At 37.3% G+C, this 23628-nt stretch carries 25 protein-coding genes and 1 pseudogene; 2 read left to right on the forward strand and 24 right to left on the reverse strand.

What is annotated here, in order from left to right:
* From OCV43_RS12220 to OCV43_RS12255, 8 genes are read right to left on the reverse strand one after another with little or no spacing between them, the layout of a single operon-like run.
* A complete protein-coding gene (locus tag OCV43_RS12220; RefSeq protein ID WP_022242275.1) occupies positions 1-255 on the reverse strand; it encodes an EsaB/YukD family protein in 255 nt (84 codons plus the stop codon).
* Between the two features lie 12 nt (positions 256-267).
* On the reverse strand, positions 268-1320 hold the full coding sequence (locus OCV43_RS12225) for an AAA family ATPase (RefSeq protein ID WP_262624227.1): 1053 nt from the start codon (positions 1318-1320) through the stop codon (positions 268-270).
* Between the two features lie 4 nt (positions 1321-1324).
* Positions 1325-2134, reverse strand: a complete 810-nt coding sequence (locus tag OCV43_RS12230) for an FHA domain-containing protein (protein ID WP_262624228.1) — start codon at positions 2132-2134, stop codon at positions 1325-1327.
* Positions 2135-2154: 20 nt separating this feature from the next.
* Complete coding sequence (locus tag OCV43_RS12235; protein ID WP_262624229.1) at positions 2155-3192, reverse strand: FHA domain-containing protein; 1038 nt, start codon at positions 3190-3192, stop codon at positions 2155-2157.
* Between the two features lie 21 nt (positions 3193-3213).
* The gene (locus OCV43_RS12240) at positions 3214-8085 is read right to left on the reverse strand and encodes an Ig-like domain-containing protein (RefSeq protein ID WP_262624230.1); all 4872 of its coding nucleotides are present in this window, start codon (positions 8083-8085) and stop codon (positions 3214-3216) included.
* 45 nt (positions 8086-8130) lie between these two features.
* The gene (locus OCV43_RS12245) at positions 8131-8529 is read right to left on the reverse strand and encodes a hypothetical protein (protein ID WP_262624231.1); all 399 of its coding nucleotides are present in this window, start codon (positions 8527-8529) and stop codon (positions 8131-8133) included.
* Positions 8530-8542: 13 nt separating this feature from the next.
* The gene (locus tag OCV43_RS12250; protein WP_262624232.1) at positions 8543-10225 is read right to left on the reverse strand and encodes a serine/threonine-protein kinase; all 1683 of its coding nucleotides are present in this window, start codon (positions 10223-10225) and stop codon (positions 8543-8545) included.
* 15 nt (positions 10226-10240) lie between these two features.
* Complete coding sequence (locus OCV43_RS12255) at positions 10241-11014, reverse strand: PP2C family protein-serine/threonine phosphatase (RefSeq protein WP_262624233.1); 774 nt, start codon at positions 11012-11014, stop codon at positions 10241-10243.
* A gap of 362 nt (positions 11015-11376) precedes the next feature.
* Here OCV43_RS12255 and OCV43_RS12260 point away from each other — a divergent pair, with 362 nt between their 5' ends.
* Positions 11377-12480, forward strand: coding sequence for a CPBP family glutamic-type intramembrane protease (locus tag OCV43_RS12260; protein ID WP_227710701.1), 1104 nt, complete (start codon positions 11377-11379; stop codon positions 12478-12480).
* 81 nt (positions 12481-12561) lie between these two features.
* Here OCV43_RS12260 and OCV43_RS12265 read toward each other — a convergent pair whose 3' ends face one another.
* The 5 genes from OCV43_RS12265 to OCV43_RS12285 all read right to left on the reverse strand — a co-directional run bounded on the left by OCV43_RS12265 (position 12562) and on the right by OCV43_RS12285 (position 15797).
* A complete protein-coding gene (locus tag OCV43_RS12265) occupies positions 12562-12834 on the reverse strand; it encodes a Fur family transcriptional regulator (RefSeq protein ID WP_022242381.1) in 273 nt (90 codons plus the stop codon).
* A gap of 18 nt (positions 12835-12852) precedes the next feature.
* Positions 12853-12990 carry a FeoB-associated Cys-rich membrane protein gene (locus OCV43_RS12270; protein WP_227701596.1) on the reverse strand — a complete coding sequence of 46 codons (138 nt, stop codon included), beginning with the start codon at positions 12988-12990 and terminating at the stop codon, positions 12853-12855.
* Between the two features lie 28 nt (positions 12991-13018).
* A complete protein-coding gene (gene feoB, locus OCV43_RS12275; RefSeq protein ID WP_227710702.1) occupies positions 13019-15184 on the reverse strand; it encodes a ferrous iron transport protein B in 2166 nt (721 codons plus the stop codon).
* A gap of 159 nt (positions 15185-15343) precedes the next feature.
* Entirely contained in the window at positions 15344-15565 is a 222-nt protein-coding gene (locus OCV43_RS12280) for a FeoA family protein (protein ID WP_022242378.1), read from the reverse strand.
* Between the two features lie 19 nt (positions 15566-15584).
* Positions 15585-15797 carry a FeoA family protein gene (locus tag OCV43_RS12285; protein ID WP_117699278.1) on the reverse strand — a complete coding sequence of 71 codons (213 nt, stop codon included), beginning with the start codon at positions 15795-15797 and terminating at the stop codon, positions 15585-15587.
* Positions 15798-16017: 220 nt separating this feature from the next.
* Between OCV43_RS12285 and OCV43_RS12290 the strand changes: the two genes are divergently transcribed.
* Positions 16018-16380 (forward strand): metal-dependent transcriptional regulator, encoded by a 363-nt coding sequence (locus OCV43_RS12290; RefSeq protein WP_227710703.1) that lies wholly within the window; start codon positions 16018-16020, stop codon positions 16378-16380.
* Positions 16381-16382: 2 nt separating this feature from the next.
* Here OCV43_RS12290 and OCV43_RS12295 read toward each other — a convergent pair whose 3' ends face one another.
* The 11 genes and pseudogenes from OCV43_RS12295 to OCV43_RS12345 all read right to left on the reverse strand — a co-directional run.
* Positions 16383-17057, reverse strand: coding sequence for a YoaK family protein (locus OCV43_RS12295; protein ID WP_262624237.1), 675 nt, complete (start codon positions 17055-17057; stop codon positions 16383-16385).
* Between the two features lie 65 nt (positions 17058-17122).
* A complete protein-coding gene (locus OCV43_RS12300; protein ID WP_022242374.1) occupies positions 17123-18109 on the reverse strand; it encodes a Panacea domain-containing protein in 987 nt (328 codons plus the stop codon).
* Between the two features lie 114 nt (positions 18110-18223).
* Complete coding sequence (locus OCV43_RS12305; protein WP_118087633.1) at positions 18224-18712, reverse strand: hypothetical protein; 489 nt, start codon at positions 18710-18712, stop codon at positions 18224-18226.
* 371 nt (positions 18713-19083) lie between these two features.
* Complete coding sequence (locus OCV43_RS12310; RefSeq protein ID WP_262624234.1) at positions 19084-19461, reverse strand: SMI1/KNR4 family protein; 378 nt, start codon at positions 19459-19461, stop codon at positions 19084-19086.
* Positions 19462-19504: 43 nt separating this feature from the next.
* Positions 19505-20131 carry a hypothetical protein gene (locus tag OCV43_RS12315; RefSeq protein WP_118087635.1) on the reverse strand — a complete coding sequence of 209 codons (627 nt, stop codon included), beginning with the start codon at positions 20129-20131 and terminating at the stop codon, positions 19505-19507.
* Positions 20132-20289: 158 nt separating this feature from the next.
* Positions 20290-20622, reverse strand: coding sequence for a DUF2185 domain-containing protein (locus OCV43_RS12320; protein WP_262624235.1), 333 nt, complete (start codon positions 20620-20622; stop codon positions 20290-20292).
* A gap of 333 nt (positions 20623-20955) precedes the next feature.
* Positions 20956-21189 (reverse strand): Imm74 family immunity protein, encoded by a 234-nt coding sequence (locus tag OCV43_RS12325; protein WP_262624236.1) that lies wholly within the window; start codon positions 21187-21189, stop codon positions 20956-20958.
* A gap of 130 nt (positions 21190-21319) precedes the next feature.
* Entirely contained in the window at positions 21320-21760 is a 441-nt protein-coding gene (locus tag OCV43_RS12330; protein WP_242994226.1) for a hypothetical protein, read from the reverse strand.
* Between the two features lie 49 nt (positions 21761-21809).
* Positions 21810-22394 carry a DNA/RNA non-specific endonuclease gene (locus OCV43_RS12335; RefSeq protein WP_158561528.1) on the reverse strand — a complete coding sequence of 195 codons (585 nt, stop codon included), beginning with the start codon at positions 22392-22394 and terminating at the stop codon, positions 21810-21812.
* Positions 22395-22526: 132 nt separating this feature from the next.
* Positions 22527-22979 (reverse strand): hypothetical protein, encoded by a 453-nt coding sequence (locus OCV43_RS12340; protein ID WP_117842380.1) that lies wholly within the window; start codon positions 22977-22979, stop codon positions 22527-22529.
* A 13-nt stretch (positions 22980-22992) separates the two neighbouring features.
* A pseudogene (locus OCV43_RS12345) lies at positions 22993-23628 on the reverse strand (hypothetical protein); the annotation flags it as partial.

Here is a 23628-nt window from a genome sequence, read left to right on the forward strand (position 1 = left end):
TTAGTCTCTCCGATAAATAATATGTGAACCGTTTCGAATTCCAAATTCTTTCAGTGTTTTATTTCCACGTAAGAATACAATTGGATTCTCTGCTGCCAGATAACAGTTAAAAATATCATCTGTATCAATTCCCAGATCATATGCTTCATTTAATGCAAGCACCAGATCATTTGCTGTGATTCCCAGTGGAATTTCCAAATCAACATGTATCTTTTTATCCTGACTAATAAATTCAACAACTGCCTTCTCGTCCATATTTCACTCCCCCTAAATAAACATATAGGAAAGTTTTTTTATTCCTTCCAATGCTGCCAATTGTTCCGCTGTACCAAGCGGTGTTTCTGCCTCATATATCTTTTCCTTAACCGGAAACTGTGCCTGCAGTTCTGACTGCATATAACAATTCATCTCATCTCCACGATAGCGGTTCATGATAACCAGATACTTTTCATGATCCCGGAAATCGAGATTTTGCATAATATATTCCATTTTGCAGGTTGAAATTGCATCCTGCATGGTAATCAGCAATACTTTATCTGCTTCCTGAAGCAATTGCACTCTGTTTGCTTCATATCCTGCCTCAATATCCACAATAATAAAATCGTATTCTTTACTTTCCCTGGCTCCACGAATTAAATTCAGATATATATCGTATGATAAATTTCTGGCATCCAATGTTGATAAAAATGGCGGTATATAAGAAAATCCTTCTTTTCTGATAAAGGAACGGATATTCTGGTATATGTGTCCCGCATCTTCTTTTATTGCACGATATCCTTCATTCGACATTCCACTCTTATCCCTCAGGTAAAAGAAAAATGCCTGTATTGCTTCTGTATTTACATATAAAATTCTTTTATGCTTCTTTGCCAGGCACTCCGCTAATCCGACGGAAAGACTTGTCTTTCCCGTTCCTCCGATTGCCGAATACAGCGCGATAATTGTAGTCTCTCTTTTTCCGGACTCTTTTCCTTCTAACCGCTCCTGACTCTTATAAGTCAGTTCATTGTATAACTCTTTGATGCCATAATACTTATAAACTCTTGATACCGATAATTCTTCGGTTCTGCCCTGTTCCTGATGTTCTGATAAAATAAACAGATTCTGAATATCCTGTCTTTGCAGCGCATTGGTATATAAATTTTCATTTACCGCTACAATTTCTGCTGTGACAGGGTTTGAAAAAAACTGTTCAAAATATTCCGGGTCAGAAATTATCTCAAGCTCTGCTCTGTCTCCCAGTTCCACCAGAAACTTATTTTCTAATTCTGCCAGATATGCTGTATCCATATCTGCAATTACAATCAATGGTTTACTCATCTTTTTATCCTCGCGCCACAAATTCCAGATTTGCTATTCGAATTCTGCTTCCATCCTGAATTTCAAGAGGCTCTGTCATCGTAACTTTCTTTCCATTCAAAAATGTTCCATTTGAGCTTCCCAAATCCTGAATATAATAACTTCTATTTCGAACCAGAATCTTGCAGTGTACCCGGCTGACTGCAGGATTTCCGGTTATTTCACCATCCACTTTATCCCTGCTTTTACCCAGTACAAAATCCTTATCTGTTATATGAAAAACAAATCTACCATCTAAGGACTGAATAGTGAGCTGCTTTGGTGTTTCGGTATTTTCTATTACCGCCGGATTCTGTATTGCTGCTTTTGGTATTGTAAGATTCGGTATTTCAAACTGTGCTTTCAGTTCATTCTCAAAAGTATTTTTATTCTTGGTCACTCCCGGAATCTGAATCGGCAAATAAATAATCTTTACTTCTTCTGTAGCCGGATCCACATAAATGTTATCCAGCCGGTTATCTACATAAGCAATATCCAAAAAACCTAAATTAATAATCTGCGTAAATGCATCCAGAATCCGTGCTATCATACGTTCCTTCACTTCCGGTGTTGCATTTGCAAGTACCGTTTCTGCTGTCACATATTCTTTCGTAAAATATACCAGTTTTATTTTTCCGTTATATTTCAACCGATGGCATTTTAACAGATATGTCTCTTCCAGATTCTGCATTACTTTATAGCCGATATCGTAGAATAATTCATTATTCTCCAACAGGTACGCAATTCCCATTCCATGTTCTTCTTCTGTTACCTGTTTTCCTAAAAATTCTTTCACTTTATTCTTTCTTGCCTTTCCTAATCTTCTAACTTAAATTCAAATTCTTCATCTGCAAGCCGTATGATATCTCCGTCACACAGTTCCACTTTGCAATCCGGTTCTAACATTTCTCCTTTTAAGAAGCTGTGATTTGTAGACCTCTGATCTACTATTACAAAGTTTCCATTTTGTTTATAGATAACTGCATGTTTCCGGCTGATTGCTTTATTGTCACTCAATACCAAGTCATTCTCTGCTGACTTTCCAATGGAAAATATCGTTCCGGGAATCGAAAAATATTCTCCCGTTTTCAGCCGGATAATTCCTGCCGCTATACTTCCTTCATTTAAGAGAACCGTTCCATCCTCCTCATCTAAAAGTGTGGTTCCATCTTCTTCTATTAAAACTGTAGTTTCCGGTTCATAAGCAGGTTCTATTTGTGCGGAAGGCGCATAATGCTGCCGATTTGCAAGCTGTGAACTTGCAATAAATCCGCTTTTCCCACTCTCTGTCCGCTTTATCTCCTGATATATCTGCGGATATCTTTTTAATATATACTGCTCAATATCTTCTATCCGATAATTTGCAGTATCGGCAATAAAGTCTAAAAATGCTCTGGATTCCTTTCCCAGTTCCAGGTCATCTGATTTTATTTCTTTCACCATTTTTTCCAGAAAATTATATACATTAATGTTGCTCTCTCTGCTTAATAATGGCTCATATAGGAAAAACAGTTCTCCTGTTGTTTCTTTTACAAAAATAATTTCTGTATCCAGGACAAGATTAGGCAGATAAAATTTATATAATTCTATCTTCTTTATCATTTCTACAATCTGGGCAACAATACTGTAAAAACGATGAACATTTAATCCTTTTCTGATATAGCGGCTCAATGAAACAGACTGTGGCGCAGTATATATAATTCGATGCTTTCCCTCCATTGCAGGACGGAATAGCCCCGGTAATAAATTCTCCTGAAAAACCGCCAGTTCTCTTTCATTTACCGGAAGCTTTTTCATGCTCTTTTGTGTTATTTTTATCAAATTCTTGTGTGCTGAAATACTATACTTTGCCACTATCTATCCCTCTATTCTGTTTCAGTTTTTACGTTTAATATGAACTGTCCGCTTTCTGCGAAGTCCTGCAAATACTCCGGTTCCAACACCAACAACGGCAACTCCGCATACAATAGCGATAACCGCCGGTGTATTATTCAATAACCTTATCAAGGAATTGGTTGATACCAGCAAATCGGCTATCTCACAGTCCACCTCATTGCCTGCTGCATCCTTTGCACTTATGGCTACTGTCTGCCGCTTATCGGATTCCGGAATCGAAAAACTAATATCATCCCCATCCTGTGTATAGGAAAGTGTCTGTCCGTTTAATATAACCTTAATATCCTGCAATACCAGATTATCGATAACCGATACCGTTGCTTCATAATTCTGCGTATTGTAACTCTGTCCCTCTTCTATATTAATTGGCACAATCACCGGTGCTGTTCCATCCACACCAAATCCAATCTCTGCCTGCTTGGATTCATTAATATTCTCGTTGATATTACCGGCATTATCCTCTGAGTAAACCGTAACCAGGTAGGAACCGTCTCCCTGAAAAACTGATTTGTCTATCTTATAGGTATACTGGCTCCAGCTTCCGTTTCCACCCACTGAAGTAATGGTATAATCCGTTCCTTCTTCCAGATTTTTCGGCTCTCCATTTGCAGAAACCGTAATTTTAATGGTATCCATGGAAAGACTGTCCACATTTGTCTCTGTCAGCACAATATCGATTGGTTCCTTAATATAAGTACCTTCTATTTCTTTCAAAGAATCATCCAATACATAAACCGAGCCAAATCTGTTTACCGAAAATGTAATACTCTGTTCTGTCTCATTTCCTGCAAAATCAGTTTCTCTTGCGGTCAACGTATAAATATCGTCTACATCCTGTTCATGTGCAAAATCAGAGAAAGTAAAGGTCTGTCCATTTTCTGTCTGAGCAAAGGTGCCATCATAATAAACAATTCCATGATTTGCACCTGATAATTCTATGGTTGCAGCGCCTTCATTATAATTTGTATCTGAAAATTGAACGACCGGCATGACTGCGTCATTATTCGCAGAATCATTTTCGATACCGGAGATTTCAATTACAGGCTCTGTCTTATCAATGACAAACTCTGATGTACTGCTTTGAACCGCTGCATTTCCGGCTTCATCCATTGCATCAACTGTAAATGCGTAATTTCCATCTACTGCAAAGGATATGGTTGCCATATGCACATCACCATCCGTTGTCCAACCGGACAATGCCGGGAAAACTGTTGTCTGTCCATTATCGGCAGCTGTTCCATGCACTTCAATTCGTCCTGCATCAAAATTATGCTCCGTTACTTTAATCGTAGCCGTTCTATCCTGTGCATAATAATTTCCATTGGCTGCCTGCCCATCCATTGTCACTTCAATTACAGGATTCGTCCGGTCAATGGTAAATGTCTGCTCCGGGAAAGTTGTTGCATTATTTCCTGCCCGGTCCCTGCCACTCATCGAAAATCTGTAATCATCATCTGCTGCAAATGTTACCGTTGCCATATGCACACTGTTATCCGGATTTCCTTCCTCTGTATATTCTGTCCACCCTGAAATCTGTGCCTCTGCGCCATGGGTGCTTATAAGATTCCATGCAATATCATTCTCATCAAAATTTCTTTCTCTCACGGTAACTGTTGCAACTCTTACATCCTTATATACCGATGTATATATGCTGTCCGGTGCAATATCATTGTAGGATATACTTATCTCCGGAGCTGTTTTATCAATACTCATAGTTACTGCTTTTTCCGTCACATTTCCTGCACAGTCTGTCACCTTTACATTTACAACAATATCATTGCTGTTATGAAATACCGGAATCTGTCCGCTCACACCTGTAACCAGATTTCTGTCTGCTGTTGTAATCTTCCATGCTTCATCCGATATTGCTCCGTTATTATCAACTGTCACTATGCCATTTCTGTTGTTTCCTGTATCATATGGTGCATTTACTGACCATTCTATGGATCGAATTCCAGCATAAGGATCTTCTATACTTACTGCAACTGATGTATCAGATGCATACAATGGATTCCCTTTTCCATCTGTTGTATCTGTCTTCTCCGGCTCTATTACTACATTACGATTGCTTTCATGTGCTTCCGACCGTTCCAGTAAAATACCCACTGATTTATAATAATCCAAAGACACATTTCCCACATTGTCCGTTGCCTTTAAATAAATGTATCCCTTAAATTCAGCCTGAATTGGAATTCTGATAACAGCATCTTCTCCGGGTCTTTTTCTGCATTCTACCGTTACTTCTTTCTCTTCCGTTCCATCCGCATCTGTCAGATGATATGAAATACTTTGGATTCCTGCACCGGTATTTCCATCACTTACTGTTATTTCCGCAGTAACATCTGTATTGGCATAATATCCATAATTTCCGGTATCACTTACTGTTTCCTTTGATGCACCAATCACCTGAAAATCCGTAACAACCGGTGCTTGATTTTCTTTATGCACATGAATTGTTTTCGTATAGACATCTTTCTCATCTACATTTGCACTTACCGCAATTACAATTTCATAATCACCATCTCCAACGGCAGAAACCTGTGACGTGGAAATTACAAATGTATCCTTTGTTGTCATTTCCTGCTGAACATCTTTATAGATTCTGTTGGCATCTGTTAAGCTTTTTCCATTCTTGTCTTCTGTCAATGACGTTCCATTGATGGTAACATTTACTGAATTCAATCCTGATTTTTTCTGTTCTATCGAAAAATTTATGGTTTCATCCTGCTTCTCGTAATATGTAGTAACTCCTTCCATATTGGTATCCACATAAAAATGCGCAAGGTCTGCCTTTATTTCCGGCACTGTAATATCATGCACAATCTTCGCACCATTTGCGAAGCTGCCATAATTTTCCGGTGCCATTGTATTTCCAACCTTATCCGTTGCAGATGCTGTTATCTTATTTTCTGCCGTATCGGAAAGTGTTATTGTAAATGTGGCACTGTTACTGCTGTCCACATTCTTAGTTGCTTTTGCTACGCCATCCTGATATATGGTAATCGACTTTACGCCGGATTGTTCATCCGCTGTCTTTACTGTAAATGTGACTTTTGCATCTCTCGTATAATATACATTTCTCTTTTCAATCAATGACGGTGCCTGAATGTCTGTAATAACAGGTGCACTTTTGTCCACCTGATATCCTCTAATTACCGGCCCGTCCACATTTACATTGGATGCCTTATCTACACCATAGAGATAAACCTCCGTATCTTCCTGCGGCACCACATCTATCTGAATGGAAAATGTTCCATCCTCTGTTACGGCTGCCACATGTTCTTCCTCTGCCAGTATTTTATCTTCTGTCAGTGGTTCTGTTGACCATACCACCCGGTCTGCTCCCGAAAGATAATTGGAGCCTTCCGTTCCTGCATCTGTTACATTTCCGGTAATAACAATATTATCTTCCTTGCCTGTAATCCATGTTTTATATCCGTTCTCTACTGCTTTTCCATTCTCTGTAACAGTTACTTTCGGCGGAACTGTATCAAAAATAAATGTAACCGGTTTCTTTAGTTCATAGCCTATCTGGTTGGCGAAAATATTCCACGGACTCTCCAATTCCCAGATATTGTTTATAGTCTTTTCTGAATCCAGTATCTTATTCTGCTCATAATCTCTTACCCAGAAAGCTCCCAAAACTGACTTCTTCTCGTTATTAAAAGAAATTGATTTTCCGCTTTTGCTTTTTATCGTAACTGTCTGTCCTTTTGAGATGCTGTAGGTTATCCCATCCTCTGATACTTCTCTGGTATTTTCATCCTGCGCATTAGAAAAGACAATCTCTATATCATCCGGGAATTGCGCTTCCTGTTCCACTTCTGCCTGTTCAAAACTTACTGTCAGTGCTGCATCCTCTTTTAATGATGGAAGAGATACTTTTCCTACTGTATCTTCATCCTGTAAAATCGTCAGTTCACTGTCATTCCATGTTGCTGATTTTATAATATATCCTGGTTTTGGAATGATTTTTACATTTTCAAAGGTATCTCCATATTTGCAGTCTATTTCTTCTGATTTGTTATAAGCTGTATCACCAATCTGAATCCCGCCGCCTTCTGAAAGTTCCAACTTTATTTTCACTTTCTTAAGCACAAAAGAAATCTGCTCGGAATAAGATAATTTTTCCGTGGTGCAGGAAAATGTTTTATAATAAATATCATTTTCTTCATCATAGGTATAATCATCCGGTTTCTGGTTATTTTGAAATTCATATCCGGCATCTCTGTCCGGTTTAACCTCTATGCGGTAATCATTTTCTGCATTTACATTATATTTTTTTACACCCTGTGCCGACTCAGATGGTGTACATTCTTCTTCCCCATCCTCTTTGATTTTATATACGGTTACGCTTCCACCGGAAAAATCACTCTTTTCATCCGTAACTATATTCAAAGTCATTTCCCCTGTTGTTTTCTGTGCTTCTGCTTTAAATCTGAAAAAATTATTATCTTCCGTGCAGGAAAAAGCATACTGATATCCTTCCCCTTTTTCTTCGAAATCATTTTCTTCATCTAAAACAATTTTATAATCTTCCTTCGGCTGTACCTCAATCAAATAATCCTTTCCAGCTTCCAGTTCATCGGTATAAAAAATCTTTGTATCCTTCTCTGTATCACTGTTCTGTGTATCTTCCTCTAACTCTTCCCATGGCAGTTCAACATTCTCTGTGCCATCCTTAGATATTTCCTTTACTGTAATTTCAGCCCCATCTGCATTTATAATCTCACCTACAATTGCATACTCTGTCGGTTCTTCCACTGCTGCTCTTGCATCTCCCACCGGTACTACACTCAATGTGACTACAACCGCAAGTGTCAATGCTAATATCTGCTTCCATTTCTTCATAAGTCTTCCCTCTTTCATTCTCTTTCCTATAAGTTTTTCATTTACTTATATTGTCTCATTCGTATGAATTTCCATAACATCCTCTAACAAAATCAGTCCATCATTCTCCGATATATTCTGTTCTTCGTTACTCAGCAATACTGTACCTTCTTCCAACAGGATTGTCTCATCTTCCAGTACTGTTGTTTTCTCATCCTCTGCTGCCGGAATTGTTCTAGATACCGCTTCCTCTTTTACCGGATATTCATTTTTTATCGGCACTCTTCTTCTGTTTGCTTCCTTCCGATTCTGCTCACGAATTTCTTTCATCTGCTTTGCTGCTGTTTTTCCACTTACTTCACCATGCAGAGAAATAATGTCAAAACTGAAAAACAAAATAATTGCAATCAGTAAAAAAATCGCTGCCAGTCCAAATCCTATCCATGAAATAATCTGATATATCATTGTATTCATGCTCCTATTGTTCACTATATGCATTTTTTATTGCATCCTGCGCCGCATCTTTACGTTCTAATATCTGCTGCTTGATTTCATCAGTCTTATCCGTTGTTGTATCCACGGCATCGTTTCTGTCAAGGACATCCTGATAAAACGCTTGTATCCGGCTCTCTTCGATTCCATCTGATTTAAACTTTCTGGCATAATTTTCGATTGAATCCAAACACAGTTTGTATACTTCAAGATTTACAATCTCGCTGTCTTCACCATCTACAATCTCCAGTAAATCTTCCAAATTCTGAAAGTACGGTGCATAGGTTCCCTTATCTGATGCTTCCTCAACATTCAATGTCACATCTCTTGTAAACTGACCGATTTCTTTATATACCTGTGTAATCAGATGATAATCCGATTCTTCGCTTCCATAATCATACGCATCTGAAAACCACTGAACAGAACTCTTTATTCTTGTTATCTGGTTATCACTGGTATCTGTTTTCCCATAATCATAGTAATACCAGTACAATCTTCCTATTTCATAGGCTAAATCTGCATAATCATCCTGTTCCCGAAGTCCGCTCAAATTATTATTGATTTTCTTTTTAAATTCATTCTCTTCTTCTACCGTAAAAACCGCATCATCTTTAAACGCAGCAATAAGACCTAAATAGGCCTTTGTATCTGTCGGTTTGATATCAACCGCTTCTAAATATATTTCTATTTTTTCTTCATCTGTTGCTGATTTTTCTGCCTGTAACAGCAAATTATCGTAATCATTATTTTTTACATGTCTTTGTAGAAGCTGCCCGGTAATACCAATTCCCAGACTCACTACTGCAGCCAGCAGCATTCCATAGAATGTATATAACTTTTTCTTCTGCTTCTTCTGATATGTCTCATCCGCTTCCTCATAATGCAAAATTGCATATAGAAGTTCTGCACATGACTGATATCTTTCTTCCGGGTTAATTCTGGTACATTTTAAAATAATACTTTCCAGTCCTGATGACAGATTCGGATTCCAATAACGAATCGGATAAATCTCATAAGGCGGCTCACAGGGATTCTTTCCGGTCACCAGATGATACAATGTCACTCCCAGACAATAAATGTCGGTTCTCTGGTCTGTCTGTCCCTTTCCTCCGAACTGCTCCGGAGCTGCATATCCTTTTGTTCCAAGGCTGACGGTATCCTCCAGATTGTGTTCCTTATATTCTCTTGCAATCCCAAAATCAATCAGCTTTATATTTCCGTTTGGCTGCAGCATGATATTTGCCGGTTTCATGTCTCTATATATAATTGGCGGATTCTGCATATGTAAGTAATCCAATACTCCGCACAATTCTTCTGCCCACTCAATTACAGTTTCCTGTGGCTGAGCACCATCTCTCTCCAGCACCTTATTCAGTGGTTCGCCTTCTATATAGTCCATTACAACATAGATAACATCCTCTTTATCTATGATATCTACAATTCTAGGCAGACAGGGATGATCCAGTTTTTTCATCATATTAGCTTCCGCAATGGCTGACTGTACGACTACTTCATTATTCTTATCCCGTGCTCGTTTTTTAATTTCTTTTACCGCCCATTGCTTATTCAGATTCTTATCCATTGCAAGATAAACCTCTGACATACCGCCTTTTCCAATCAGCTTTAATATTTCATACTTCCCCTCAATCAATGTACCTATTATTGCCACAATAATTTTTCCTCTTTAATCTTCTGTACTTTTACCTATATAAATAACCGTGATATTATCCGTTTCTCCACGCTTCATATTTAATTGAATTAACTGATGAAGTTTTTCTTCTATCTGACCTTTAGAATTCCATTTCGAATTACTCAGTGCCTGATATATTTCTAGTTCCGTTATCTTATGCCAAAAACCATCTGAGCATAATAAGAAGCTGCTTTCATTTTCCACTTTGCCTTCCACAAAATCCGGCTTCACATTTTGCGATGCTCCGATACACTGTAACAGCACATTTCTCCGTGGGTCTGTTAATGCTTCCTCTTCTGTCATGTTTCCTCGTTTTATCTCTCTTGCCACAAAGGACTGATCCTCTGTCAGCTGCACAAGTGCCGAATCTATTCTGTATGTCCGGGAATCTCCCACCTGCGCAATTATATACTGTTTATAATCAACTAACAGAATTACGGTCAGGGTTGTCCCCAATTCTACCTCATGTTTTTTCCCGTAATTCCATATTTTTCCATTCAAATTTACAATCAGATTTTCCCACTGTTCTTTTATCAAAGATACCTTCCCGTCTGTATATGGCAACGTTTTCATAAACCAGTCAGAAAACCCCTGCACTACAGTTGCACTGGCAAGTTCTCCCTTGCTTAAGCCTCCCATGCCATCACACAGCACTGCCATGCAGACTGTCTTATCCTTTACTACTGCTATCTTCACGCATAAGCTGTCCTGATTGACCTTTTTCTTCGTTCCAATATCAGTTCCGTAAGCTGTAATATATGTATTCATCCTTCAGTCCTTCCAGAAACAGACAAATAAATACTTTCTCTCATTGTCCTATATTAAATTGTTTTATAAATTGTTTGGGATATCTGCCGGAGAATTCCGACATATATGAACTTTCTTACTCTAAAATAAGATAAATATTATTTTCATAGCTCATACTCCCGCTGTTTCTTCAACAACCACCTAATAGCTTAATCATTTTACCTTTTTCTGTCAATAAGCATTTTGTATAAAACATCTCATCATATTTGTATAATTTTCACAAAAGCGAATTATATAACTTTTACATTTCATTATGTACTTCCGGAAATATATGCTATAATGGACGCATATTTGATTCATTTACTAAGGAGAGGTATTTTACAATGAAAGAAAAATTTAAAAATCTGTCAGCACCCGTTGGAATTGTGCTGTCTATTGTAGCGGTTATTCTTTTTACCGGGTTATTGTTGGGACTTGGCTTTGTTTTAGGAAAAATTCCAGGATTAAATGAACAAAACGACTACCTGCTTCAGGCAATCGCAGAATTTATCATTCTGATTGTTTTCCTGATTATAACCTTTGTGATTGGTTATACCCGCATCTTTACGGAAAATGTTGCCGGCTGGCTCAGAAGTTTATATACCGGCGGTTTCTTTGTGGTTTACTGTCTGTTCAGCCTTATTGCACAGATTTATCTTTGCAGTATGTCAAAAGTGGGAAATGTAAGAACTGCTTTGGAAATTATATTCTATATAGTTGCTATTTTTCTGGTTGGACTGGTAGAAGAACTGGTTTTTCGAGGTGTCATTTTTAATCTGTTACTGAACAGTTTTCCAAAAACAAGAAAAGGCATTACTGGTGCCATTGTTTTAGGCGGCGTCCTCTTTGGTCTGATGCATTTTGTAAATATCCTTTCCGGAGTGAAATTTACAAGTGCACTGATTCAGGTTATCTCCGCTGCTCTGATGGGTATTTTATTCTGTACAATATATGCATCTACCCGCAATTTCTGGATGCTTGTCATTTTCCATGCCCTTGTTGATTTTGCCAGCCTGCTTTCCACCGGAATTTTCGATGCCGGAAATATTGTGTCCCAGATCAATACTTTCTCCGCAATTAATTCCCTGTCATTTATCATGCTGGCGATTCCGATGTTTGTCATGCTGCGTAAATCCAGACGCATCCGCTTAGAGATGCTCTACAACAACGTTCCGATTTATGATGATGAACACGAAGCTAAGATGCTTTCCATTGTATCTCTTGTTCTTGGTATTATCAGTCTGGTACTTTCCTGCATCGGCTATCTGATTGGGCTTGGTATTGTGGGCATTTTTGCAGCAATTCTTTCCAAGAAAGCCAAGCCTTATAACAACTCTATGGCTACTGCCGGAATGATTACTTCCATCATAGGAATTATCCTTTCTGCCATTGCTGTGGTTCTTCTCAGCGTGGTCTACTCCAGCGATATGATGGCGCAGTTTATGTAAAAGTTCAACATGGAAAGCCCGGATTGCTCCGGGCTTTTCTTCTACATTGTTTACATTGTTTAAATTTTTTGGATACGAGGGCTATGCTTCTTCTTCCTTGTCATCCAGATTTACTACGATTATATTTTTTCTTGTAACCGCGCCAATTTCCTCCAGTGCATTGAGCATACGGTATACCGTTGCTGTTCCAATGCTTTTGTCCTTCTTGGACGCTCTGTAATAAATTTCCTTACAACTGGAGCAGTTATCTTCTAAGATAATATCCAAAAGAATACGACGCTGCTTTGTCATCCGGCATCCCCGGTCTTTCAGCATCTTGATTATCTTGTCTCTGGTCTGTGTCGTCTGCGTCATGCCTGCCTCCAATCTAGATTAATGGCAATGTCCATCACAGTGCTTGCAGTTCACACCACACTGCAGTGATTTTCCTGCCTTTTTGTCTTTTACCATGCTTCGAATTATAAGTGCAACGACTGCTACAACTACAGCTCCAACAATAACTGTACCCATCGTAATCACTCCTTTCTGTTATGGCGGATTATTTTGCTTTTACTGTTACATTTAATGTCTGGCTTTCCTTATAAGGACGGAACAAAAGATAAATGAATCCGATGATTAAAAGGAATGCGACTACTGTTCCAATACCAAATGTTCCTGCTGTAATTAAGGAACCAATCTGGAAGATACATAAGGATACAACATATGCAAGGATACACTGATATCCGATTGCGAACCAGAACCATTTTGTATTGTTCATCTCACGTTTGATTGCACCCATAGCTGCGAAACATGGTGCACACAGTAAGTTGAATACTAAGTAGGAATATGCTGCAAGTGCAGTCATGCTGCTTGCCAGATTACCCCAGATTTCTGCTCCGTCTTCTGCAACTTCTGCAAATCCGAATAACTGTCCGATTGTTCCTACTACGTTCTCTTTTGCAATTAATCCGGTAATCGCTGCAACAGTCATCTTCCAGTTACCCCATCCAAGAGGTGCGAAGATCCATGCAACTGCATTACCAATCTTAGCTAAGATACATTCTGCCTGAGCAGCTTCCAGAGCGGTTCCTTCCAGTCCGTCAAAGCTTAACATTCCGAAGCTTCCGTCTGTCCATCCAAAGTTCATTAAGAACCAGACTACGATAGTTGATAAGAGAATGATGGTACCAGCTTTCTTAATAAAGGACCAGCCTCTCTCCCACATGCTTCTTAATACGTTTCCAACTGTTGGCCAGTGATATGCCGGTAACTCCATAACGAATGGTGCCGGATCTCCAGCGAACATCTTTGTTTTCTTTAAGATAATACCGGAGCAGATGATTGCTGCGATACCAACGAAATATGCACTTGGTGCAACCCATGAAGCTCCATCAAACAATGCACCTGCGATCAATGCGATGATTGGAAGTTTTGCTCCACATGGGATAAATGTTGTTGTCATGATTGTCATCTTACGGTCTCTGTCATTTTCAATGGTTCTTGATGCCATAACTCCAGGAACACCACAACCACTACCGATTAACATCGGGATAAATGATTTTCCGGAAAGACCGAATTTACGGAAGATACGGTCCATGATAAATGCGACACGAGCCATATAACCGCAGGACTCTAAGAATGCTAAGAAGATGAATAATACCAGCATCTGCGGTACGAATCCGAGAACCGCACCAACACCGGAGATAATACCATCTACGATAAGACCTGTCAGCCAGTCTGCACATCCGATATTTTCAAAGAAGTTCTGTGCTGCCGGGATAATCCACTCACCAAAGAGAGTATCATTGGTCCAGTCTGTTAAAATGGAACCTACTGTTGTTACAGATACATAATATACAACCCACATAACTACTGCGAAGATTGGCAGTGCCAGCCAGCGGTTTGTTACGATACGGTCAATCTTATCGGAAGTAGAAAGTGCTTTCTTGCCATTCTTGGTAATACACTCACCAATAATGCTTGAAATATATACATATCTTTCATTTGTGATAATACTTTCGGTATCATCATCAAATGCATCTTCCATTTCTTTGATTTCTGCAGATACATCTGCTTTCTGTTTCATCTGCTCTGCAATCTTATCATCTTTCTCAAGAAGTTTGATTGCGAAGAAACGTTTCTGTTCTTCCGGAATGTCACTTCCTAATTTTTCTTCTGCTTTGCGGATGATGTCCTCCGCTTCTTTCGAGAACTCATGTACCGGAGCTGCTGCTTTCTGTTTTGCTGCTTCGATTGCTTTCTCTGCTGCTGCTGTAATTCCGGTTCCCTTTAATGCAGAAATTTCAACAACTTCGCATCCTAATTTCTTAGAAAGCTTGTCGATATGTATCTGGTCTCCGGATTTCTTTACCAAGTCCATCATGTTTACAGCCATGATAACCGGAATTCCCAGTTCCATTAACTGTGTAGAAAGATAAAGGTTTCTCTCGATGTTAGTTCCATCTACAATATTTAAGATTGCATCCGGCCGATCGTTAATCAGATAATTTCTTGCAACAACTTCTTCCAGTGTATATGGTGATAAGGAATAGATACCTGGTAAGTCCATGATTGTTACATCCTTATGACCTTTTAACTTTCCTTCTTTTTTCTCTACAGTTACGCCCGGCCAGTTACCTACGAACTGGTTAGAACCTGTCAGAGCATTAAATAATGTGGTTTTTCCACTGTTGGGATTTCCTGCTAATGCAATTTTAATCGCCATCTTTTTTACTCCTCTTTTCTTCTTTCTTTTATCATTTTTGAATTTCCTGCATAGAGCCTTTCTATGCCGTTAGTCCGATATTTCTTTTGTTAGTCGGACTGTTTCAATGTTAGCTTAGCATTCCTTATGTTAGTATTTACTAACCTATGTGCAAAAAAATTACTCTACTTCAATCATTTCTGCATCTGCTTTACGAAGAGAAAGCTCATAGCCTCTGACTGTCACCTCTACCGGATCACCCAGTGGAGCAACCTTTCTTACATAAACGTCCACGCCCTTGGTAATTCCCATGTCCATGATACGTCTCTTTACCGGTCCCTCTCCGGACAGCTTTTTCACCTTTACGGTCTGACCGCAGGCTACTTCTTTTAATGTCTTCATAATTTCCTCCTTCTGGCTGTTACACCATAATCTTATTTGCCATGTCTTTTCCAATTGCTACTCTGGATTCTTTGACATTTACAATCATATTTCCATTTACCTCAGATACTACTGTTACTGTACCACCAGCAACAAAGCCAAGGTTCTCAAGAAATCTTCTTGTTTCTTCTTTACCGCCGACCTTCTTAATTACGTTCGGCTCTCCTTCTTTTACCATAGATAAAGGCATCATACTCTCCTCTTTTCTATTGTGCTATTGTTAATTTTTTCTCATTTCATTGGTTAGTATATTCTAACTATCATTAGTTGTCAAGAACGTTTTTGAGAAATTTTTATCATTAAGAAACATTTTTTAGATTCACTTTATGATTTGATATGTTCGGCTTAATATGTTATACTTACCTAAATTCATGTATTATTATAGAAAAAAACTCTAATGGGGGTGGTGTTATATGGCAATAAATGAATCAGCAGAAAATTATCTTGAGACTATTCTTATGCTGAGCAAAAAGCTTCCTGTGGTTCGTTCTGTAGATATTGCCAATGAACTTGGCTTTAAAAAATCCAGTGTCAGCATTGCAATGAAGAATTTAAGAGAAAAGAATCATATTACAGTAACCGATTCCGGTTTCATCTATCTTACCGACTCCGGTCGCGAAATTGCAGAAATGATTTATGAACGTCACGAATTCCTTTCTACCTGGTTAGAAAGTCTTGGTGTACCAAAGGAAATCGCAACAGAAGATGCATGCAAAATGGAACATGTTATCAGTAAAGAAAGCTTTACCGCAATCAAAAAAGCTTTGAAGCAGTAATACTACTGCTCCAAAGCTTTTTCTTTGTCTACAAACATCATAATGAATGCCATGAACAACACGGCTGCACATATCAAAATTGCTTTCTCTGCCAATAATTTCACAAAGGCATTTCCAATAATTGCTCCAATAATAAACATTAAGATGATTCCATAATACAGCATTCCCTTAAACGCGGATTCCTTATTCTTCGTATAATGATAGTCACACCAGTTCTGTGTCCCGCTTCTTAAGTTTCCGATGCACATCGTGGTTGCAATTCCGTTTCCATGAATCTTCCGGAAGCTCTCTACCTGTATGCCGCATGCCAGTGAAGTCAGACTGTTGGCTGCCAGATTCATGCTCTGAGGAAAGAAGCATACCACAGATAACACCAGTGCCTCACACAATACGGAAAGCTGCCGCCAGTGAAACAGGCTCTTATCCTTTGCATGCATCCGCACCACATCCGCCAGCGCTATTCCGATTGCAAATGCCAGCACCGGAAACAGATAACGCAGTGCCATTCCCCAGTTTCTCTCCGACAAATTGATTCCGAGCAATAACATATTTCCCGTCTGCGCATTAGCAAATACTCCATCCCTGCACATATAGGAATATGCATCCATAAATCCTCCAGCCAACGCCAGCACGATTCCAAGTTCTATTGATTCCGACATCTGTCTGGAACGCCTCATAATTATCATCCTCTCATCCTTGGTTTTCTTCTTATTATACTATGGGTGTCAAGGGGTGGGGCAAACTATATCTTTAACGTAGCCATAATATACGAAACTATTTTTTCTTCTGTATTCAGTTGCTTATCTACAAAATATTTTTTTAAAGATGTTTCATCTATTACTTCATTCCCCGGCTCATCATCTTTATATGCAATTCTTTTTTCAATCCAGGGGGCTTGCGAATGACTGATTAATTCAAGTGTTTTTGGTGAATAAACTCCAAATGTTTTAATTACTAAATCTATTGCTTTTATTTCATCAGCAGTAAGCTTCGATAACATGCATCCATGCGTACTATTTATTCCATTATCAATCGGATTAAATTTATATTTTTTGTACTTATTATATATTTCCGGATACACATAGCCGTGTTGCCATGCCTGACACTCCTCTAATAATAATCTCTTTCCATTTAACGCATAATTAACGCCATTCGAAAATGCTAATAATTTTTCTAATGCAAGAGGGGTAACCTCCCCCAAATTTGTAATAATATAATTGGCAACCTGTTCAATTTTCGATTCTGAAATGTCTTTTAATTTCGAATATCTGGCAATAAGTCTCTTGTATGCACTGTCTTTTAATTTATGCCTGTTTTCCTCAACTTTACTATAGAAAAATCTTTCATCATTTAAAAATTTGCTTAAAATATCGGAATATTTTTTTGTAGGAATATATCCCTCAAAATATCTCTTTATGGTTGCTTTTCCAAATCCGGCTATATCTGCTAACGCCTCTTTTCCCACATCATATTTCTCTAATATTTCAACTATATCATCCTGTAAAATGATTCCCTTTAGTCTCTTATATGCTTCTATTTTTTCTTCAGACCTTCTTGTATTATAGTCTATATCTGTTGCGACTTCATGCCCGCACTCTTTGCAACGCCCAACTTTAAATCTAAACCGAACCAATTCTCCCCTATAATATTCCTCAACTATCTCCTCTTGCTCTGTAAATTCTACCAAATCCTCACATTCGTTACAGTAAGCCAAATTCATCTTATCCATAATTCCACCTACTTTCTTCTCTTTGTCTCTGTTCTCTTCTTGTTTCTTTCCTTATTCTCTTACTATGTATTGTGATATACAGCATATGGAACCAACCATATGCTGTTAATATTCCTAGTCTACTTTAATTCTATTCTTATGAAATGATATTATAAAAACTTTCTTATACGGAATCTTTCTGTCATTAATCTTGATATAAATTAGCACATTATCATTCGTAATGCCACTGTAATCGGCATCTCTTCTTTTCAACTTACACGGATATTTAAATACATACAAATACTCTTGTGGTAATCCTTTTTCTAATCTCTTTTTTGCCCCTTTTCCAACATCCTTGATCTTCCCAACAAAATTAATTTCTGTCAAATCCATCAAAATATAATTTTGATCATCTGTATCAAATATATAATCATCTGATAACGATGGATTCTCCTCAGTTGGTGTTTGTGGCTGATAATCTCTGTTTTCAACCGCCACTCTCAAATCCTTTAACACCGAAAGGACCTCTGAACTTGGGCATTTGACTTTAGGCTCAGCTAATACTTCTTCCGATATTGCTTCAATTGGAAGTTTGGTCAAATGCCCTAACTTTTCTTCTGCCATATAGCAACCTCTCTTTCGTAACTCATATTGATACGTTTTTTATGTTTTAGCAATTTCCGTATCATATATTTAGTATAACATGATTTGAGCAATTGTCAATTAGAGAAAATATAATTAAATAAATGGATAGACTCCTTATTTCCAGCACAAAAAAGAGTATCTGTATTCACCATTTTGGTTTAACAAATACTCTCTCTATCAAAATATTTTTTAATTCCGGTGTGCTATTTCATCATACCATTTCATAAACACTTCCTCTTTATGCCATTGTAACATGGGGGTTTTGAAGCTTTAAGAAAAATGTCATAAAATTATTACTCTCACATAATTAAAATTATATTGTTTCATAATAATTTTTCTCTAAAATGAAATCATCGGGAAAAATAGGACATACTATCTCTTTTATAATTCCAAAATAATTCATCCCCATTATCTGTAATACCCCAGGGAAACAAACCTGTTTTACCGTTATAAAAGTCAAAAGAAAACTGTTCTGGAAATTCACTTTGCATACTTATATATGCATCTTTCATAACGTTGAACTTCTCTATAGAATTTAAATTTTCATTTTCGGAAAATGGAGATAATATCCACAGGAACTCATTAATCCCTCCTTCTCCATGAAAATCGATAAACCGCTTATAGTCCTCTGGAAAAATAATTCCTATTTTTTTCTCTATTTCTTCCCATGCGTTTTTTTTGCATTCTCCTTGTCGAATAGGCAAAAATTCATTAATGTCATGATTCATAAACAAACCTGCTTTCTATTCAATACTGTTTGATATATTGTCATCAAATGTAACCATTGTTTAATTCTCCGTTTTCAAATTTTTCAATAATTTTTTGACGCTCTATACTATCTTCAGATTTGAATTTCTTCCGCAAACTTATTACATCATTTGATTCTTTAATGCTGCTTCTGTCTTTAATTATCCCTTTATTATATAAAATTCCCATAACAGCAGTACTCCTGTTAACCTTATTACTATTATTAATATAAATGTCTACAAGAATGTTATATAATCGCTGACAAGGCTTACAATATGACAAAATTGAAACAAATGATATCGTTTCCGGAGATGCATCAATATTTTTTTTAATTATATCTAAATATCCCTCATCTCCCGTAGCCTCATACAATATTTTACCAATTTCAACACTTGCTTCACTTGGTATTTGTAATAAATAAGGACTTTCTTTTAAAGCCTTGATACCATCATATTTTTTTAACTTAGGAAAAAATTGTGCTAATTCTATTTCATTTTTATTAAAAAAAGCATCCCAAATAATATCTTCTACTTCTTCTCGCTCCCAATCATATATTTCTTCCATCACTTCTGGATAATATCCATCCATTTTTTCTGAGCCGTTTGCATTCAATTGTTTTATTAAACAATCATAAGCTTTACTATTTTGCATCTATAATTACCTCCTGAATAATAATATCATTTTCTTCGAGGATTGGTTTTTCTATATTTGACCCAAATTACAATATAATTCCGTATAAGCAAAACGCATCGTTCTCATAATATCAATCTTTCCTGAAAACAATGCGTTTTAACCTTATATAAAAAATACTATAGTTTAAATATTTTCCCGGTATTATTATCTAAAAAGAATTTCTTTCCATTCTCTTCTACCAATTCTATGTCTGTCCCCACTTCGCAATTGTATATTGCGATAATTGCCGGTTCGATATTGGCAACTGTATTAAAATCACATATACACATATTATCTGCTTTACTCAAATACTCATCGGTATCAATATCCGAAAAGAATCTCCAACCATTATCCATATTATTTAGCGATTCTTCTCTAACACACCATTTTAATTTTCCCTTATGATCTAAGATATTTTTTGAAACAATGCATCCACCTGCATCAGCAATAAAAGTCACTACTTTACTCATACTTTTTCAACCTCCCTAATAAACTTGCTCTATATGGCAATAGTGCTGCCAGTTCCAATGGTGATTTTCCCCATACATTCTTATGATTAACTAAAATATTTTTCTGTGCAAACCAAATCTGATATAAAGGTTCTAATTCCTCATCTGTATATTTCATGTTAATCAAATATTGTAATGGTACCCTTCCCCTTTTATCTGTTTAAAAGTTGACTACATATTTTCCATTATTTCTACTACTTTTTCCCAGTACCTCCCACTACTAGCCAGTCTCACCTTCCGCTTTTGAAACCGATTTTTATATCTGAAATACCTCATGTGGAGACATAATACCTATTATTCAAAATCAATTTGAACCGTATTTTCATTCATGTTTCTCTGAACTTCCTGTATTATACACTCAATTTGCTCTTCTAGAAATTCTTCATGCTCATGTGGTGGCTCCCAAAATTTCATTGTATCTCTATATGCCACAAACTTTTTGCCTACAAGCATTTCTCCTTCTGCTCTTACAACATATCCATTCTCCAAATCAAATTTTACATAATTCATACTACCTGTTATTTTCATGTTTTTCTACCTCTCGAAAATAATTTTTCAATCATCTCCACAGCATCTAGTTCTATGAAAACAATACGTTTGCATCTTTAAAGAAACTATGTTCCGTTGCGATTTCAGATATTCTTATACGAAGTCATTATTAAATATAGTCTTTCATAATGTTCCAAACCCTTTTTACTTCGTCATTATATTTCTCATTTAACTGATTTCTTAATTGAACATCTGCATCATAAATAATGAAATCGCTTAACCCGCCTCTCGAAGCAAACAGTTTACTATAGCTTTCTATCAAGTATTTCATTTTTTCACCATCGCTCTCATCCGAGTCAATACAATTAACTTGTCCCATAAGAATTCTTAATATCCCGTTATATTGTCCATATCCATATTTTTGTACCATTTTGCCAATCTCTATATACGCCTCTCGCAACTGCAAAAACTCTTCATTTCCTATCATTCTTCTATTTTCCAATCTATTGTAATGTTCATTTTTTAATTCTCGAACTTTATCACACCACTCACTATCAAGGAGACAAAAATTACAATATAATTCCAGATAAGCAAAACGCATCATTCTCATAACATCAATCTTTCCTGAAAACAATGCGTTTTAACATTAACATCTACATTTACTTTTTTCCCTCGCTTATAGCTTTTGCCCATTGATTTTCTATTTTCTTATATTGACTCAAATTAACATCTTTTGATGGAGATACTATATTATCCAAATTTGGTGAACCGCCAAACCTATCTCCTGCTAAGTGTCCCGCATAATCTCCTGCAATTTTTCCTGGAGTGTTTGGGTTATGTTTTAGCCGACCATTTCGTTTCGTTAATTGTAGATTATCAGTATTCCAATTGGATATTCTTCCATTAGCATCTGTTTCGTAATTATACTTAAATTCACCTGTCTGATAGCTAATATTGGGTTTTAAATTTCCAGCTTCATCAAAAGGATTATCTGTAAAGACTTTTTGTGCTGTGTTTCTACCACTCTCCCCAACATTCCCCAGTTGCTGTTTTCTAAGTTCCAACAGCTCCTCCGGGTTTACTTTCTTTAATGCAAGTGCTTCGTCTACCTTTCCGATTCCTCTTATTTCTGCCTCTGTGAGCCCTTCCTTGCTTCCATTCTCAAGAAAATCAAGATATTTCTGGACATCTTCCTTTGACATTCCTTCTGCAAAAGAACCGTGTAATCCACTTACATTTGCCATGGAATCTATCTCGTTGAGCGTTCCATATGTTGCCATTCCGGTTAGTGAACCAACTACAAAGCCTGCCAGTGGACTGGTAAATTTCTTCTGTCATGCTCTTTTCCATGTAGCTGCTGGCTGCCATGGCATCACTCACTGCAACTCTAATTCTTTTTTTAAGTGTTCCAATTCAGAATCTCTCATATCACATACACATATTTCAATAATATCATCTGTTTCTGACAATCCAAAATACACTTTGTCCATTTTTATATAATGTGAACTTTTTTTGTCTGATAATATTATTCTGCTACCATTAGAATACAAAATAGTTTTAAAAACAGGGCATTCTATATCATCACTATGAAAAATTATCTTTCCATCTTCAAAATTTTCCACCACTAGCTTATCCGTAGTTTCTGAATACTCCTTGCAAAGCAGTAGCGTTATTCTTTTTAATAACTTACTCTTTATACCCACTGTAAATTCCAATGAAGAAGTTTTATCTTTTGAATACGAAATATATTCAACCGCTTCCTTATCCTTATTAAATATAATCTTCAAAGGAATATATTCTTCCAATTCCATATCTATTATATCTTGCATATTCTTGTACCTCCTAATGCCATCCATTAAACTGTGCATGTTTTATTACTGGCAACTGTCCTGCTTGTCTTGACTGAGCAAATATAAATTCCCAATTACCTTCCGTAATCTTTTCTCCATAAACCTCTATCTCAAATGATTTTGGAATATTAGTATACGGATACTTTTCTTGAGTTGGGGTAATATTATCCCATACAGTACCCGTCTTACTACCACTCTCTCCAACATTCCCCAACTGCTGCGGTCTTTTTACGTTATTTACTACTTCCAGCTCTGCCTCACTGAGCGTTCCATATGTTGCCATTCCAGTTAGTGAACCAACTACAAAGCCTGCCAGTGGACTGTTGGTTGCTTCTGTCATGCTCTTTTCCACATAGCTGCTGGCTGCCACCGTCAGTCCCTGCTTTGCATACTCTGTTACTACTGCCCTGCCGATGGATGTTCCTGCACTTACTGCTGCATTTGCCGCCATTCCTCCTGTCAGTATCAGGGAAGCAGCGATTGTCAATACATTTCCTATTAAATAATAGAGGTCCGGATTACTGGCAAATACTGTATCACGGTTTGGATTAACCGATACCATTCTTGGGTCTCCTGTTACTCCTGCATAAACATCCTGACCACCTTCTACTGTATTTGAAAAGCCATA

Origin of the sequence: Roseburia amylophila (assembly GCF_025567465.1) — a bacterium.
GTDB lineage: Bacteria > Bacillota > Clostridia > Lachnospirales > Lachnospiraceae > Roseburia_C > Roseburia_C amylophila.